Raw genomic sequence first — 15,451 nt, forward strand, 5'->3', positions numbered from 1 at the left:
CTACCACAAACGTCTCACACTTAATTCCACCATAAAAATCCGTTTTAGACTAATTTCCACTTTGGTCAGGAAAGTGGAAGTTACTTTGAGAAGTTACCGAGTAATTACCAACCCTTATGAAAGCGTAACTCAAACTAGTCAGGCGTAGGACTTTATGGTATAATATAGAAGATTCAAAAAGAAACAGGAGAAATGTTATGAACCTTATTTTAGCAATTGTATTGATTCTTTTAGCTTTTCTAGGAGGAGCTCTTGGAGGTATGTACTTGGTGCGCAAGCAAATCGAAAAAGAATTTGCGGATAACCCACGTTTGAACGCAGAAGCAGTTCGTACTCTGTTAAGTGCAAACGGTCAAAAGCCAAGCGAAGCTAAAGTACAACAAGTTTACCACCAAATCATTCGCCAACAAAAAGCAGCCCTTGCTAACAATAAAAAGAAATAAATAGGAAAAGTCTGGGATGAAAGTTCCAGACTTCTCACTATGTTTGACTGATATTTAGAGACAAGACTTTTTCCTTGCATTCTATTGATATTTGATTATGATTAAGAGGGAGACAGTCGGGAGCTACCCAGTCTGTCAGAAGTTTCAGGAAGAAATGTAATGATAATGAACTATCAATCAGAAAAATTACTAGAAAGAAGACTGTATGGATAATCGACCAATTGGTTTTTTGGATTCGGGTGTCGGGGGCTTGACGGTTGTGCGTGAACTCATGCGCCAGCTTCCTCATGAAGAAATCGTCTATATTGGAGATTCGGCACGGGCTCCCTATGGTCCCCGGCCTGCTGAGCAGATTCGTGAATATACTTGGCAGCTGGTCAACTTTCTTTTGACCAAGGATGTTAAGATGATTGTCATTGCTTGTAATACAGCAACGGCAGTCGTCTGGGAAGAGATTAAAGCTAAGTTGGATATTCCGGTGCTGGGTGTGATTTTGCCTGGTGCATCAGCAGCTATCAAAGCGAGTCAAGGTGGGAAAATCGGTGTGATTGGAACTCCAATGACGGTAAAATCAGATATTTATCGACAAAAGATTCATGATCTAGACCCAGATTTACAAGTGGAAAGCTTGGCCTGCCCTAAGTTTGCTCCCTTGGTCGAGTCAGGTGCTCTATCGACCAGTGTGACCAAGAAAGTTGTCTATGAAACTTTGCGTCCCTTAGTCGGAAAAGTAGATAGCTTGATTTTAGGCTGTACTCATTATCCGCTCCTTAGACCTATCATCCAAAATGTCATGGGGCCTAAGGTTCAGCTGATCGATAGTGGAGCTGAGTGTGTGCGTGATATTTCAGTCTTGCTCAATTACTTTGAGATTAACCGTAGCCGAGATGCGGCGCCCCTTCAACACCGTTTTTATACAACTGCAAATAGCCAAAGTTTTGCCCAGATAGGAGCAGAATGGCTGGAAAAAGAGATTCATGTGGAGCATGTAACATTATGACAAACAAAATTTATGAATACAAGGACGACCAGGACTGGTATGTTGGATCCTACAGTGTTTTTGGTGGCATTCGGACTTTGACGGATGATGACTTAGCGTTTCCTTTGTTTGATTTAGCCAAAATCTTTCGAGATGAGGAGCGAGGATTTCCGCTTTCAGTCACTGTTTTACGATATGGTTCAGCCTATCGCTTACTCTCTTTTGTGGTAGATATTCTCAACCAAGAAGCGGACCGAAACTTGGAAGTCATCCAACGTCAAGGTGCCTTGCTCTTAGTTGAAAATGGACAACTTCTACATGTAGAATTGCCTAAAGAAGGAGTGAATGTTGAAGCCTTTTTTGAGACAAATAAAGTCAGAGAAACCTTGTTGATTGCAACTCGTAACGAGGGTAAAACCAAGGAATTTCGTGCTATCTTTGATAAGCTAGGTTATGATGTAGAAAATCTCAATGACTATCCTGACCTGCCTGAAGTAGCAGAAACAGGTATGACCTTTGAAGAAAATGCCCGCCTTAAGGCAGAAACCATCTCTAAATTAACAGGCAAGATGGTTTTAGCTGATGACTCTGGTCTTAAAGTTGATGTCCTCGGTGGATTACCAGGTGTCTGGTCAGCTCGTTTCGCAGGAGTAGGGGCTACTGACCAAGAAAATAATGCTAAACTCTTGCACGAGTTGGCTATGGTCTTTGAACTAAAGGACCGTTCGGCACAATTCCACACCACCCTGGTTGTAGCGAGCCCAGGTAAGGAAAGCTTGGTTGTCGAAGCTGACTGGCCAGGTTATATTAACTTTGAACCTAAGGGGGAAAATGGTTTTGGCTATGATCCGCTCTTCTTAGTAGGAGAAACTGGCAAATCATCAGCTGAATTAACACTTGAAGAAAAAAATAGCCAGTCCCACCGTGCCTTAGCTGTTAAGAAACTTTTGGAGGTATTTCCATCATGGCAAAGCAAACCATCATTGTAATGAGTGACTCCCACGGAGATAGCTTGATTGTAGAAGAAATACGTGATCGCTATCTGGGGAAAGTTGATGCTATTTTTCACGATGGTGACTCTGAGCTTCGCCCAGATTCACCCCTCTGGGACGGAATCCAGGTCGTCAGAGGAAATATGGACTTTTATTCGGATTATCCAGAACGCTTGGTGACTCAACTAGGCCCTACCAAGATCATCCAGACCCATGGACACTTATTTGATATTAACTTCAATTTCCAAAAGCTTGATTTCTGGGCGCAGGAAGAAGATGCGGATATTTGTCTTTATGGTCACTTGCATGTTCCAAATGCTTGGATGGAAGGAAAGACCCTCTTTTTAAATCCTGGTTCTATCAGTCAGCCACGTGGGACCATCAGAGAATGTCTCTATGCCCGTGTAGAGATTGATGATAGCTACTTTAAAGTGGACTTTTTGACACGTAACCATGAGGTCTATCCAGGCTTATCCAAGGAGTTTGCTCGATGATTGCCAAAGAGTTTGAACAGTTTTTACTGGAGCAAGAGGAAACCTTTTTAACTCCTGCTGAAAATTTGGCTGTACTCATTGATAGCCACAATGCAGATCATGCAATTCTCCTCCTTAGCCAGATGACCTATACCAGAGTGCCAGTAGTGACTGATGAGAAAGAATTTGTCGGAACCATTGGACTAAGAGACATTCTGGCCTACCAGATGGAGCAGGGCTTGAGTCAGGAAGCTATGGCAGATACGGATATCGTGCATATGACCAAGAAGGACGTAGCAGTTGTCAGTCCAGACTATACATTGACGGATGTTTTACATAAGTTAGTGGATGAGTCTTTCCTACCAGTCGTTGACAAGGATGGTATCTTCCAAGGCATTATCACACGGAAATCAATCCTTAAGGCTGTCAATGCTCTCTTGCATGACTTTAGTAAGGAATATGAGATTCGAAGCAAATGAGAGAAGGAATTTCAGCATTTTTAGAAGAAAAACAAGGTTTGTCTGTAAATTCTAAGCAATCCTATAAGTATGACTTGGAGCAATTTTTAGATCTTGTAGGAGAACGAATCTCTGAGACAAGTTTAAAAATCTACCAAGCTCAACTATCTCAGTTTAAAATCAGTGCCCAAAAGCGTAAGGTTTCTGCTTGCAATCAATTTCTTTACTTTTTATACCAGAAGGGGAAAATTGCTACCTTTTATCGTTTAGAATTGCCTAAACAGGCTGAGAAAAAGCAAGTTCAGTCAGAACTTTTAGATCTCAGTTCTTTCTGGCAAGAAAGTACCTATCCAGAGGGACGCTTGTTGGCCTTACTGATAGTTGAATTGGGCCTCTTACCAAGTGAAATTCTAGCCTTAAAAACAAGTGATGTGAACCTAGATTTTCAAGTGTTGAGAATCAATAAAGCTTCTCAACAAAGAATCTTGAGCCTTCCCACAAACTTGCTTGCGGAGTTAGAACCCTTGATGGGACAGACCTACCTCTTTGAAAAAGCTGGGAAGCCGTACTCTCGTCAATGGGCCTTTCGTCAGTTAGAAGCCTTTCTAAAGGAAAAAGGTTTTTCAGACTTATCTGCCCAAGGATTGAGAGAACAGTTTATATTAAGACAGATCGAAGAAAAGGTTGACTTGTACGAAATCGCTAAAAAATTAGGATTAAAGACAGTCATGACCTTGGAAAAATATAGATAATGGATATTAAATTAAAAGATTTTGAAGGGCCTTTGGATCTTCTTTTGCACTTGGTTTCAAAGTACCAGATGGATATCTATGATGTGCCGATTACAGAGGTTATCGAGCAATATCTAACCTATATCTCGACCTTACAAGCTATGCGTTTAGAAGTGGCAGGCGAATACATGGTCATGGCTAGCCAACTTATGCTGATCAAAAGTCGCAAGCTCTTGCCGAAGGTTGCAGAAGTGACAGACCTAGAGGATGATCTGGAGCAGGACCTCCTTTCTCAAATCGAAGAATACCGTAAGTTTAAACTTTTGGGAGAGCAGTTGGAAGTGAAGCATCAAGAACGAGCTCGATATTACTCAAAAGCGCCGACAGAGTTGATTTATGAGGATGCAGAACTTGTGCATGATAAGACGACGATTGATCTTTTCTTAGCCTTTTCAACCTTACTGACCAAGAAAAAGGAAGAATTCTCGAAAAGTCACACAACAATCTTACGAGATGAGTATAAGATTGAAGATATGATGGTCATCGTCCGAGAAGCCTTGGTTGAAGGTGAGCAATTATGCTTGCAAGATTTGTTTAAAGAAACCAAGGATTTACAAGAGGTCATCACACTCTTTTTAGCAACCTTGGAGTTGATTAAAACCCAAGAAATTCTCTTAATTCAAAAAGAGAGCTTTGGAGATATCTATCTCCTGAAAAAGAATGAGGAAAATCAAGTAGAGCAGAGTCGATCTTGATAGAGAGGAAATATGAGTACTTTAGCAGAAATAGAAGCACTCCTGTTTGTAGCGGGTGAAGAGGGGATTAGGATTCGCCAATTGGCTGAGCTCCTATCGCTTCCACCGACTGGTATCCAGCAAAGCTTAGAAAAATTAGCCAAAAAGTATGAAAAAGACCAGAATTCTAGTCTAGCCCTAATTGAGACAGGAGGTGCCTACAAATTGGTAACCAAGCCTCAATTTGCTGATATTTTAAAAGAATATTCTAAGGCGCCAATCAACCAGAGTCTATCTCGGGCTGCGCTTGAAACATTGTCCATTATTGCTTATAAGCAACCTATCACACGTATAGAAATCGATGCTATTCGTGGGGTTAATTCGAGTGGAGCTTTGGCAAAGTTACAGGCCTTTGACTTGATACGAGAAGACGGGAAAAAAGAGGTGCTTGGACGCCCTAACCTCTATGTAACGACGGATTATTTTCTGGATTACATGGGTATTAACCATTTGGAAGAATTGCCTGTGATTGACGAGCTTGAAATTCAAGCACAAGAAAGCCAATTATTTGGTGAAAGGATAGAAGAAGATGAGAATCAATAAATATATTGCCCACGCAGGTGTGGCCAGTAGGAGAAAAGCAGAAGAGTTGATCAAGCAAGGCTTGGTAACTGTCAATGGCCAAGTGGTTCGTGAACTAGCAACGACTATCAAGTCAGGCGACAAGGTCGAAGTTGAAGGCCAACCCATCTATAACGAAGAAAAGGTCTACTATCTGCTCAATAAACCACGCGGAGTGATTTCCAGTGTGACAGATGACAAGGGGCGTAAGACTGTTGTCGACCTTTTGCCCAATGTGAAAGAACGTATTTATCCTGTGGGACGTTTGGACTGGGATACGTCTGGAGTTTTGATTTTGACCAATGATGGGGACTTTACAGATGAGATGATTCACCCTCGTAATGAGATTGACAAGGTCTATGTTGCGCGTGTGAAAGGAATTGCCAACAAAGAAAATCTTCGTCCCTTGACTCGTGGAGTTGAGATTGATGGCAAGAAAACCAAGCCAGCTGTTTACGAAATTCTAAAAGTAGATCCTGTAAAAAACCGTTCGGTTGTCCAGCTAACCATTCATGAAGGACGCAATCACCAGGTCAAAAAAATGTTTGAAGCTGTTGGTCTCCAAGTAGATAAACTTTCTCGAACTCGTTTTGGTCATCTAGACTTGACAGGACTTCGTCCAGGAGAATCACGCCGTCTCAATAAAAAAGAAATCAGCCAACTACACACCATGGCTGTAACCAATAATAAATAATGAAAAAAATCTTAATTGCGCCAGTGCGCTTTTACCAACGCTTTATCTCGCCAGCCTTTCCACCGTCCTGCAGATTTGAGCCTAGTTGTTCAAACTATATGATTCAGGCTATTGAAAAACATGGATTCAAGGGAGTTTTGATGGGCTTGGCTAGGATATTACGTTGCCATCCTTGGTCGAAAACGGGTAAAGATCCAGTGCCAGATCACTTTTCATTAAAGCGAAATACAAGAGAAGAAGGATCACATTTGTGATTCTTTTATTGTTATAAGAGTAAGTTACTTGGTAAAATGTTGATTTCCACTACCTTTCTCCTATAAAAAGTGGTAAAATGGTTGAAAGAAAGAAGGGATAGAAATGACAACATTATTTTCTAAAATCAAAGAAGTAACAGAACTTTCCGCTATCTCAGGTCATGAAGCACCTGTTCGAGCTTATCTTCGTGAAAAATTAACACCTCACGTGGATGAAGTCGTGACTGATGGCTTGGGTGGTATTTTTGGGGTTAAACACTCAGAAGTTGAAAATGCACCTCGTGTTTTGGTAGCCTCTCACATGGATGAAGTTGGTTTTATGGTTAGTGAAATCAAAGCAGACGGCACCTTCCGAGTAGTCAGCATTGGTGGTTGGAACCCTATGGTTGTCAGCAGCCAACGCTTTAAACTCTTTACACGTGAAGGTCGTGAGATTCCAGTAATTTCAGGTTCAGTTCCTCCACATTTGACTCGTGGCACAGGTGGGCCAACTATGCCAGCTATTTCAGATATCGTTTTTGATGGTGGTTTTGCAGATAAGGCTGAGGCTGAAAGTTTCGGTATCCGTCCAGGAGACACAATCGTTCCAGATAGTAGCGCAATCCTAACTGCTAATGAAAAAAATATCATCTCAAAAGCTTGGGATAACCGTTACGGAGTTCTCATGGTTAGTGAATTAGCAGAAAACTTATCAGGTCAAAAACTAGGAAATGAACTTTATCTTGGGGCTAACGTCCAAGAAGAAGTCGGACTCCGTGGTGCCCATACCTCAACAACCAAATTTGACCCAGAAGTATTCCTTGCTGTAGATTGCTCCCCAGCTGGTGATGTTTATGGTGGTCAAGGGAAGATTGGTGATGGAACCTTGATTCGTTTCTACGATCCAGGTCACTTGCTTCTCCCAGGCATGAAAGATTTTCTTTTGACAACTGCTGAAGAAGCTGGAATCAATTACCAATACTATTGTGGAAAAGGTGGTACAGATGCAGGAGCAGCTCATTTGAAAAATGGTGGTGTTCCATCTACAACAATCGGTGTCTGCGCTCGTTATATCCACTCACACCAAACACTTTATGCCATGGATGACTTCTTAGAAGCTCAAGCTTTCCTACAAGCCTTGGTTAAAAAATTAGATCGCTCTACTGTAGATTTGATCAAAAATTATTAAACTGAAAAGATGGAGGTGATAGGTATGGAAGAACCAAACCTAGAAACCTTGATACGGGACCTTTACAATCATGCCCGTCAAAACTTGAGTGAAGATTTAGTGGCTGCACTCCTAGAAACTGCTAAGCAGTTGCCCAGCACCAATGAACGCTTGCTAGCAGTCCGACTTTCAGGGCTAGTCACACTTGAACTTCTCAAGAATCCCAAGACTCCTGCGCCAGAGTTAGTCAATCTGGCCAGCTATATCCAAAAGGAAGAAGCTAGGTACAAGGGCGCAGCTGCCTCTTCCATTATGATTGGAGAACTATTTAAAATGCTTTGATTCGAACGAATCAAAGCATTTTTTTATCTTATACTCTTCGAAAATCAAATTCAAACCACGTCAGCTTCACCTTGCCGTACTCAAGTACAGCCTGCGGCTAGCTTCCTAGTTTGCTCTTTGATTTTCATTAGCCAAAACTTTTTCAGCAAGGTTCATAGCGTGGTCTGACACACGAGTGTAGTGTGAAATGATGTCGATAAAGTTGACACCAGCTTGGGTAGAACATTCGCCGTTGTTGAGACGTTTGATGTGAGTCTTACGAAGGACGCGTTCCATCTTGTTGATGGCTTCATGGCGTTCAATAAGAGCTTGAGCTTTTTCAAGGTCATTGTTTTCAACACTCTCAAGAGCATCTTTAACGAAATCGCTTGTTTGACGGTAAATATCTTCCAACTCTTCTAGGGCTGAGTTAGAGAATTGAACATTCTTGCGTTGTAAGTAGTCGTTAAGATTAATCAAAGCTTCAGCGTGGTCACCGATACGTTCCAAGTCTCGAGAAGAATCAAGGATGTTGGTTAAGACTTCACTCTCTTTTTGACTCAATGCTTCACTAGATAGACTAATGAGGTAGCGAGTTAATTTCTCATCGATTGTATTGATAGCTTCTTCAGTCTTGTGTCCTTTTTCTGCGACTTTTTCATTATAATTGATGATATAGTCGTAAGAGAGGTCAAAGGCTTTTGCAGCGTAGTTTCCCAAGTGTAGAAGTTCTTTTTTAGCATTTCCAAGAGCGATAGATGGAGCTTGTTTGATGAGTTGCTCGTCTAGGTAGAGAGCTTCGTATTTGACAACTTCATCTTCACCAGGGATGAGCTTGGTTACCATGAAGGCAAGCGCTCCGATGAATGGGAACTGGATAATGGTGTTGGTAATGTTGAAGGTTCCGTGGGCAAAGGCAATGGTCATTTCTGGAGACAAATGAAGAGTCGTTTCAAACCATTGAATCAAGGCTGTGAAGGGAACGAGGAAGATGATACAGATAACCGTTCCGATAACGTTGAAGGCCACATGGGCGCCCGCTACACGTTTGGCTGCGATATTTGCTCCAAGTGAAGCGATAATCGCTGTGATAGTAGTTCCGATGTTATCCCCAAAGAGCACGGGTAGGGCTCCCTGAAGGTCAATCAGATTGCTAGCGTAGAGATTTTGCAAAATACCGATGGTCGCTGATGAGGCTTGAATTAGAAGGGTTAAACCAGTTCCGACAAAGACTCCCAGGATTGGATTTTTACTTAGTTCTACCATGTAGTCTTTAAAGACTTGTAAATCCTTGAGGGGCTCCATAGCACCACTCATAAGATTGAGGGCGAAGAAGATACCGCCAACACCAAAGAGGATTCGTCCGATATTGTTTATCGAGCGATTTTTGGTAAAGAAGAGGCAGACAGCTCCGATAAAGAGCATAGGTAATGCGTAGTCTCCCAATTTAAAACCGATGATAAAGGATGTGACAGTTGTCCCGATATTGGCCCCCATGACAATCCCGATAGCCTGACGTAGGGTCAAAAGTCCCGCACTAACCAGACCAACCGTAATAACTGTAACCCCTGAACTAGACTGAATCAGGGCAGTCATTCCAATACCTACCAGAATACCAAAGAAAGGATTGCTGGTATATTTGTCAATGTAATATCGAAGACGATCTCCAGCTGCTTGTTGCAAACCGTCTCCCATGGTCTTGATACTATACAAAAATAGTCCCAGACCACCTAAAAAGTGAAAAATAATTTCCTGCCAATTAATGGACATTTTCTTTTTCCTCCGAAAAATAATCGCGGAATTTCTCCCATTCTATTTTAAAGGATAAAAGTAAATCTCACAAGTAGTAAATGCTCTTTTTTGAGAAAAATGTTGTTTTAATTCGAAAAATGGCAGATGATTGTCTAATTTATATTAATTCTTCACTTCTTTATAGTTCTTGAAGGGCTAGTGTTGACTCTTTTTCTAAATATCGTAAAATAAAAATGACCTGTTCTGTGTATTTTTTGGAACAGCTACTTTTTTAATTCAAAAATAAAGCGCTTACTTTCAGGAGAAAGTCAAAGGAGAAAAAGATGAAGAATCCATTTTTTGAAAAACGTTGTCGCTATAGTATTCGAAAATTGTCAGTGGGTGCCTGCTCATTGATGATTGGTTCAGTTCTATTTGCAGGTCCAGCTTTGGCTGAAGAGTCTGTCGTTCCAGAAAATGGGACAACAACTACAGCAGTAGCTTCAGAGCAACCGTCAACCACTACTCCAGCAGAAGCAACTACACCAGCACCAGAAGTATTGAAAGAGCTAGAAGCAAGAGAAGACAAGGCAAGTGAGCAACCAGTTTCAGAAGAAAAGCCAACCTTGGATCAATTGACTGCAGGTGATAAGGAAGCCACTAGTCCAGCTGCTGAAACTCCTAAGGTGGAAGAAGCGCCTGCTACTACAGAAAATAAGCCAGAAGAAAAAGCAACAGTCTCTGATGTTCCTAAGAAGGAAGAAAAAAGTCTTCGACCAAAAGAAATTAAGTTTGACACTTGGGAAGATTTGTTGAAATGGGAACCAGGTGCCCGTGAAGACGATGCTATTAACCGATCTTCAGTAGAACTAGCCAAGCGCTATCGTGGACATGTTGTCAATGAAAAAGCTAATAAGGATGCCAAGGTTGAAGCCCTTGCTAACACTAACTCTAAGGCTAAAGACCATGCTTCTGTAGGTGGTGAAGAGTTTAAGGCCTATGCTTTTGACTACTGGCAATACTTGAATTCCATGGTCTTCTGGGAAGGGCTGGTTCCAACTCCAGACGTGATTGATGCTGGTCACCGTAATGGTGTCCCAGTATTAGGTACTCTATTCTTCAACTGGTCTAACAGTATTGCAGACCAAGAAAAATTCGCTGCAGCCCTTCAACAAGACGAAGACGGAACATTCCCTATCGCTCGCAAGTTAGTTGATTTGGCTAAATACTACGGCTTTGATGGTTACTTTATCAACCAAGAAACAACAGGTGATATCGTAACGCCCCTTGGTAAGAAAATGCGTGACTTCATGCTTTATACCAAGGAATATGCTGCCAAAGTCAACCATCCTGTCAAGTATTCTTGGTACGATGCCATGACCTATGAATATGGTCGTTATCACGAAGATGGACTAGGCGAGTACAACTATCCATTTATGCAAAAAGAAGGAGACAAGGTTCCTGCAGATCACTTCTTTGCCAACTTTAACTGGACCAAAGAGAAAAATGACTATTCTGTAGCTATGGCAAAATGGCTAGAACGCAGTCAGTATGATGTTTTTGCAGGTTTAGAATTGCAACAAGGTGGTTCTTACAAGACAAAAGTGAAATGGGATGCCCTTTTTGATGAGAATGGCAAACTTCGCTTATCACTTGGACTTTTTGCCCCAGATACTATCACGAGTCTTGGGAAAACAGGTGAAGACTATCATAAGAATGAAAATATCTTCTTCACAGGTTACCAAGGAGATCCAACTGGTCAAAAACCAGATGACAAGGACTGGTACGGGATTGCCAACCTCGTAGCTGACCGCACACCAGCAGTGGGTCGTAACTTCACAACATCCTTTAACACTGGACATGGTAAAAAATGGTTTGTAGATGGTAAAGTTTCTAAGGATTCTGAATGGAACTACCGTTCTGTATCAGGTATCTTGCCTACATGGCGTTGGTGGCAAACATCATCAGCTGCTAAACTCCAAGCTGACTATGACTTTGAAGATGCCTACAATGGCGGTAACTCACTCAAATTTGCAGGTGATTTAGCCGAAAATACCAACCAAGATGTTCGTCTTTACTCTACAAAACTGGAAGTAACAGATAAAACAAAACTTCGTGTTGCCCATAAGGGTGGTAAGGGAAGCAAGGTTTATGTAGAATTTGCGACTCAGAAAAACTATACTTATGGTGGTGAGAATGCTCGTAAAGAACTGACTCTATCCGACGATTGGACAAAAGATGAATTTGACTTGAGTGCCTTGGCAGGTCAGACCATTTACGGTATCAAACTTACTTTCGAAAATACTGCTGCTCTTAAGGATTATCAATTTAACTTAGGTGAGTTGACCGTGTCAGATAATCAAGAGGCTCCTCAAGCACCAACAGCTCTTAAAGTAGCCAAACAATCTCTCAAAAATGCCCAAGAAGCGGAAGCCATTGTCCAATTTACAGGTAACAAAGATGCTGATTTCTATGAAGTTTATGAGAAGGATGGCGATGCTTGGCGTCTATTGACAGGTTCATCTGCTACTACGATTTATCTTCCCAAAGTTAGCCGTTCAGCTACTGCGACTGGAACCAGTCAAGAGTTGAAGGTTGTCGCAGTTGGGAAGAATGGCCTTCGCTCTGAAGCAGCAACTACAAACTTTGATTGGGGCATGACGGTCCAAGATACCAGTCTTCCAAGACCTCTAGCAGAAAACATCGTTCCAGGAGCTACTGTTATCGGAAGTACCTTCCCGAATACAGAAGGTGGAGAAGGTATCGAAGGTATGTTGAATGGTACGATCACCAGCCTATCTGACAAATGGTCTTCTGCTCAGTTGAGTGGTAGTGTTGATATTCGTTTGACACAACCACGCCGTGTCGTTAGATGGGTCATGGACCATGCCGGTGCTGGTGGAGAATCTGTCAATGACGGCTTGATGAACACGAAGGACTTCGACCTCTACTACAAGGATGAAGCTGGAGAATGGAAACTGGCTAAAGCAGTTCGTGGCAATAAAGCCCATGTTTCAGATATCACCCTTGATAGCCCAATCACTGCGCAAGACTGGCGCTTGAACGTCATCACGTCTGACAATGGAACACCATGGAAAGCTATCCGTATCTACAACTGGAAGATGTATGAAACTCTTGATACGGAGAGCCAAAATATTCCAATGGCTAAAGTTGCAGCGCGTGTTCTAACGGACAATAAGATTCAGCTTGGATTCTCAGAAGTTCCTGCTGGGGCAACCATCACAGTTTATGACAAGGCAGATTCACAAACTCCAATCGCTACCTTAAATACAGCAGTTGGAGGAGATTTGGCGACAGATCCATTGAGCTTTGAAAAACGTCCAAGTCTTCTTTACTACCGAACACAATTGCCAGGTAAAGAAATCAGTAATACTCTTGCTGTAACGATTCCTCAGGATGAAAGAAAGATTAAGGCTGTCAGTCTAGAAGTAGCACCTAAAAAGACAAGTTACCAAGATGGTGAGGAATTGAATCTCAAGGGTGGTCTTCTCCGTGTCAAATACGAAGGTGAAGAAGCAGATGAAGTCATTAACCTCAGTCATGCAGGTGTAGTTGTTAACGGCTACGATGCTCATCACCATGGTGAACAAGAGTTGACAGTGAGCTATCTTGGTCTTCCAGTTGCAGGAAGCTTCAAGGTTCAAGTGACTGGTGAAGAAGCTGGTCCAAAAGAAGTCGCAGCCTTGTATATTAGCAAACAACCGAAAATTGATTACTTTGTAGGCGATACTCTTGACTTATCAGAGGGACGCTTCAAGGTCTTGTATGATGATGAAACGGAGACAGAACATAGCTTTACAGACCAAGGAGTCGAAATTACAGGCTATGATTCTCAAAAAGCAGGCCGTCAAAAACTCCAATTGCACTATCAAGGACAAACTGTCGAATTTGATGTTCTAGTATCACCTAAGGCAGCCATTAACGACGAATATCTGAAACAAGAAATCACATCTGCTCAAGGACGCAAAGGAACGACAGCTTATACATTTGCGGATGCTGAAAAACAAGCAGCTCTCGTTGAGAAGATTGAAGCAGCAAAAGCTGTCCTAGAAAACTACGACGCTAGTCAAGAAGCAGTCAACCAAGCCTTGAATGACTTGAAACAAGCAGGTTCTGACTTGAATGGTGTACAGCTTTATCAAACAGCTAAGGAAGAGCTTGAAACTCTTCTAGGAAAAGTTCGTGAGAAAAATGCAGACGATCCAATCATCGCTCAAGCAGAAACTCTTATTGGCTCAACAAATCCAAGTCCAGAAGCATTTGCCAACCTCAAGGAAGAACTCAACAAAAAACTCCTTGTTAAAGAAAGCCATCATGTGGGTAGCTTAGAAGAAGGTGAAACTGCTCCAACAGTTGAAGCTCTACCTGAGCTAGTGGTTGAAACAGAAACTCAAGCCTTCGAACGCCAAGAACGTCCGTCAGGAGACCTCTTGTTGGGTGAACGACGTCTTGTTCAAGCGGGTGTAGAAGGTCAAATCCGTCATTTGATTGAAGTGGATGCCAAAGGCAACCGTACTCTTCTAAAGACAGAAGTAGTCAAAGAAGCAGTGGCAGAGATTACTGAGGTTGGTACTAAGATTGAAAGTAGTACTCAACCGCTTGACGGTCCAAAAGTCTTAGAAGTTAAGAAACCAAGCTTGGTTGTGGAAGAAGAAGTTCTTGCCTATGGACATGAAGAACGAGTAAATCCTAGCCTCCAAGTAGGAGAACGTCGCTTGGTTCAAGTAGGAGTTGCAGGCCTTCGTAGAAACCTTGTAGAGATTGATTCTGAAGGACATCGCAGTCTTAAGGGGACAGAAGTTCTCAAGGAAGCCGTAACTGAAATTGTTGAAGTCGGTACAAAAGTAGTTAAAGTACCAGGTGACAGACCAGTTACACCTGCTCCAGCGACTCAAGATACTAAGAAGGAAACTACAAAAACAGAACCTAAGACTGAAACATCCGTTTCTCCAGTTCAAGTGAGCCAAGTGGCGAAGCAAGAACCAGCAAAAGAAGAAGTGCAAGCACAGGCTGAAAAGACTGAAGGAAAACAACTTCCAAATACAAGTGCAGAAGTAGATGCAAACCTCCTAGCCCTTGGCTTGGTCGGAGTTCTAGGTAGCTTTGGATTACTAGCACAAAAGAAAAAAGAAGATTAAGATAGAGAGTGTATCTAACACTGACTTCATATAATAAAAAAGATTTGACTTTTAAGGGTCAAATCTTTTTGTATAGGGGAGGAGAATAAAAATGGCAAAGTATTCTGTCGTAGTTACAAGCACTGTCCTTAATTAATCGAGAAAAATTGTTGTGGATAAAAGTTTAAGGTTTTGCTATCTCTTTTATTGATTTTGTGATATAATTAACACGTAAAAAAAATTAAGGAGTCTTTCCAAATGGCAAAATTGACTGTTAAAGACGTTGAGTTGAAAGGGAAAAAAGTTCTCGTTCGTGTTGACTTCAACGTTCCTGTAAAAGATGGCGTGATTACTAATGACAACCGTATCACTGCAGCTCTTCCAACTATCAAGTACATCCTTGAACAAGGTGGACGTGCGATTCTTTTCTCTCACCTTGGACGTGTAAAAGAAGAAGCAGACAAGGCTGGTAAATCACTTGCTCCTGTAGCTGCTGACTTGGCTGCTAAATTGGGTCAAGAAGTTACTTTCCTTCCAGGTGTAACTCGTGGTGCTGAATTGGAAGCAGCTATCAACGCTCTTGAAGATGGACAAGTTCTTTTGGTTGAAAACACTCGTTTTGAAGATGTTGACGGTAAGAAAGAATCTAAAAACGATCCTGAACTTGGTAAATACTGGGCATCACTTGGAGATGGTATCTTCGTAAACGATGCATTCGGTACAGCTCACCGTGCA

The 15,451-nt window shown here is 41.9% G+C and carries 15 protein-coding genes; 14 read left to right on the top strand and 1 reads right to left on the bottom strand.

Features of this window, described 5'->3' with window-relative positions; genetic code table 11:
* Positions 1-197 precede the first annotated feature (197 nt).
* The 12 genes from E7C97_RS08690 (at position 198) to E7C97_RS08745 (ending at position 7,868) form a co-directional block, all read left to right on the top strand.
* Entirely contained in the window at positions 198-443 is a 246-nt protein-coding gene (locus tag E7C97_RS08690) for a YneF family protein (RefSeq protein WP_001048970.1), read from the top strand.
* A 205-nt stretch (positions 444-648) separates the two neighbouring features.
* Positions 649-1,443 carry a glutamate racemase gene (gene racE, locus E7C97_RS08695; RefSeq protein ID WP_049503242.1) on the top strand — a complete coding sequence of 265 codons (795 nt, stop codon included), beginning with the start codon at positions 649-651 and terminating at the stop codon, positions 1,441-1,443.
* Complete coding sequence (locus E7C97_RS08700) at positions 1,440-2,411, top strand: nucleoside-triphosphate diphosphatase (protein WP_316108926.1); 972 nt, start codon at positions 1,440-1,442, stop codon at positions 2,409-2,411. The genes racE and E7C97_RS08700 overlap by 4 nt, the downstream gene beginning before the upstream one ends.
* Positions 2,387-2,908 carry a metallophosphoesterase gene (locus E7C97_RS08705; RefSeq protein ID WP_316108928.1) on the top strand — a complete coding sequence of 174 codons (522 nt, stop codon included), beginning with the start codon at positions 2,387-2,389 and terminating at the stop codon, positions 2,906-2,908. Before E7C97_RS08700 ends, E7C97_RS08705 begins: the two co-directional genes overlap by 25 nt.
* Entirely contained in the window at positions 2,905-3,366 is a 462-nt protein-coding gene (gene cbpB, locus E7C97_RS08710) for a cyclic-di-AMP-binding protein CbpB (RefSeq protein WP_049527719.1), read from the top strand. The genes E7C97_RS08705 and cbpB overlap by 4 nt, the downstream gene beginning before the upstream one ends.
* A complete protein-coding gene (gene xerD, locus E7C97_RS08715; RefSeq protein ID WP_316108930.1) occupies positions 3,363-4,097 on the top strand; it encodes a site-specific tyrosine recombinase XerD in 735 nt (244 codons plus the stop codon). The genes cbpB and xerD overlap by 4 nt, the downstream gene beginning before the upstream one ends.
* Positions 4,097-4,831, top strand: coding sequence for a segregation/condensation protein A (locus tag E7C97_RS08720; protein ID WP_049510275.1), 735 nt, complete (start codon positions 4,097-4,099; stop codon positions 4,829-4,831). The genes xerD and E7C97_RS08720 overlap by 1 nt, the downstream gene beginning before the upstream one ends.
* A gap of 12 nt (positions 4,832-4,843) precedes the next feature.
* Complete coding sequence (gene scpB, locus E7C97_RS08725) at positions 4,844-5,413, top strand: SMC-Scp complex subunit ScpB (protein ID WP_049510276.1); 570 nt, start codon at positions 4,844-4,846, stop codon at positions 5,411-5,413.
* Complete coding sequence (locus E7C97_RS08730) at positions 5,400-6,125, top strand: pseudouridine synthase (RefSeq protein WP_016466836.1); 726 nt, start codon at positions 5,400-5,402, stop codon at positions 6,123-6,125. Before scpB ends, E7C97_RS08730 begins: the two co-directional genes overlap by 14 nt.
* Entirely contained in the window at positions 6,125-6,379 is a 255-nt protein-coding gene (yidD, locus tag E7C97_RS08735) for a membrane protein insertion efficiency factor YidD (protein WP_083280534.1), read from the top strand. Before E7C97_RS08730 ends, yidD begins: the two co-directional genes overlap by 1 nt.
* Before the next feature lie 103 nt (positions 6,380-6,482).
* Positions 6,483-7,547: a glutamyl aminopeptidase gene (pepA, locus tag E7C97_RS08740; RefSeq protein ID WP_316108934.1), complete on the top strand. Its 1,065-nt coding sequence runs from the start codon at positions 6,483-6,485 to the stop codon at positions 7,545-7,547.
* Positions 7,548-7,571: 24 nt separating this feature from the next.
* Positions 7,572-7,868: an enterocin immunity protein gene (locus E7C97_RS08745; RefSeq protein WP_045762653.1), complete on the top strand. Its 297-nt coding sequence runs from the start codon at positions 7,572-7,574 to the stop codon at positions 7,866-7,868.
* Positions 7,869-7,973: 105 nt separating this feature from the next.
* Here E7C97_RS08745 and E7C97_RS08750 read toward each other — a convergent pair whose 3' ends face one another.
* The gene (locus E7C97_RS08750) at positions 7,974-9,617 is read right to left on the bottom strand and encodes a Na/Pi cotransporter family protein (RefSeq protein ID WP_316108936.1); all 1,644 of its coding nucleotides are present in this window, start codon (positions 9,615-9,617) and stop codon (positions 7,974-7,976) included.
* Between the two features lie 305 nt (positions 9,618-9,922).
* Between E7C97_RS08750 and E7C97_RS08755 the strand changes: the two genes are divergently transcribed.
* A complete protein-coding gene (locus E7C97_RS08755) occupies positions 9,923-14,737 on the top strand; it encodes an endo-beta-N-acetylglucosaminidase (protein ID WP_316108937.1) in 4,815 nt (1,604 codons plus the stop codon).
* 237 nt (positions 14,738-14,974) lie between these two features.
* The coding region (gene pgk / locus E7C97_RS08760; RefSeq protein ID WP_316108939.1) for a phosphoglycerate kinase at positions 14,975-15,451 on the top strand (477 nt) is incomplete at its 3' end.

Source organism: Streptococcus sp. (assembly GCF_032481935.1).
Taxonomy (GTDB): Bacteria; Bacillota; Bacilli; order Lactobacillales; family Streptococcaceae; genus Streptococcus.

Excerpts from the sequence above, each read along its gene's own strand:
- E7C97_RS08690 (WP_001048970.1), top strand. The coding sequence starts at position 198 with ATGAACCTTATTTTAGCAATTGTATTGATTCTTTTAGCTTTTCTAGGA.
- racE (WP_049503242.1), top strand. The coding sequence starts at position 649 with ATGGATAATCGACCAATTGGTTTTTTGGATTCGGGTGTCGGGGGCTTG.
- E7C97_RS08700 (WP_316108926.1), top strand. The coding sequence starts at position 1,440 with ATGACAAACAAAATTTATGAATACAAGGACGACCAGGACTGGTATGTT.
- E7C97_RS08705 (WP_316108928.1), top strand. The coding sequence starts at position 2,387 with ATGGCAAAGCAAACCATCATTGTAATGAGTGACTCCCACGGAGATAGC.
- cbpB (WP_049527719.1), top strand. The coding sequence starts at position 2,905 with ATGATTGCCAAAGAGTTTGAACAGTTTTTACTGGAGCAAGAGGAAACC.
- xerD (WP_316108930.1), top strand. The coding sequence starts at position 3,363 with ATGAGAGAAGGAATTTCAGCATTTTTAGAAGAAAAACAAGGTTTGTCT.
- E7C97_RS08720 (WP_049510275.1), top strand. The coding sequence starts at position 4,097 with ATGGATATTAAATTAAAAGATTTTGAAGGGCCTTTGGATCTTCTTTTG.
- scpB (WP_049510276.1), top strand. The coding sequence starts at position 4,844 with ATGAGTACTTTAGCAGAAATAGAAGCACTCCTGTTTGTAGCGGGTGAA.
- E7C97_RS08730 (WP_016466836.1), top strand. The coding sequence starts at position 5,400 with ATGAGAATCAATAAATATATTGCCCACGCAGGTGTGGCCAGTAGGAGA.
- yidD (WP_083280534.1), top strand. The coding sequence starts at position 6,125 with ATGAAAAAAATCTTAATTGCGCCAGTGCGCTTTTACCAACGCTTTATC.
- pepA (WP_316108934.1), top strand. The coding sequence starts at position 6,483 with ATGACAACATTATTTTCTAAAATCAAAGAAGTAACAGAACTTTCCGCT.
- E7C97_RS08745 (WP_045762653.1), top strand. The coding sequence starts at position 7,572 with ATGGAAGAACCAAACCTAGAAACCTTGATACGGGACCTTTACAATCAT.
- E7C97_RS08750 (WP_316108936.1), bottom strand. The coding sequence starts at position 9,617 with ATGTCCATTAATTGGCAGGAAATTATTTTTCACTTTTTAGGTGGTCTG.
- E7C97_RS08755 (WP_316108937.1), top strand. The coding sequence starts at position 9,923 with ATGAAGAATCCATTTTTTGAAAAACGTTGTCGCTATAGTATTCGAAAA.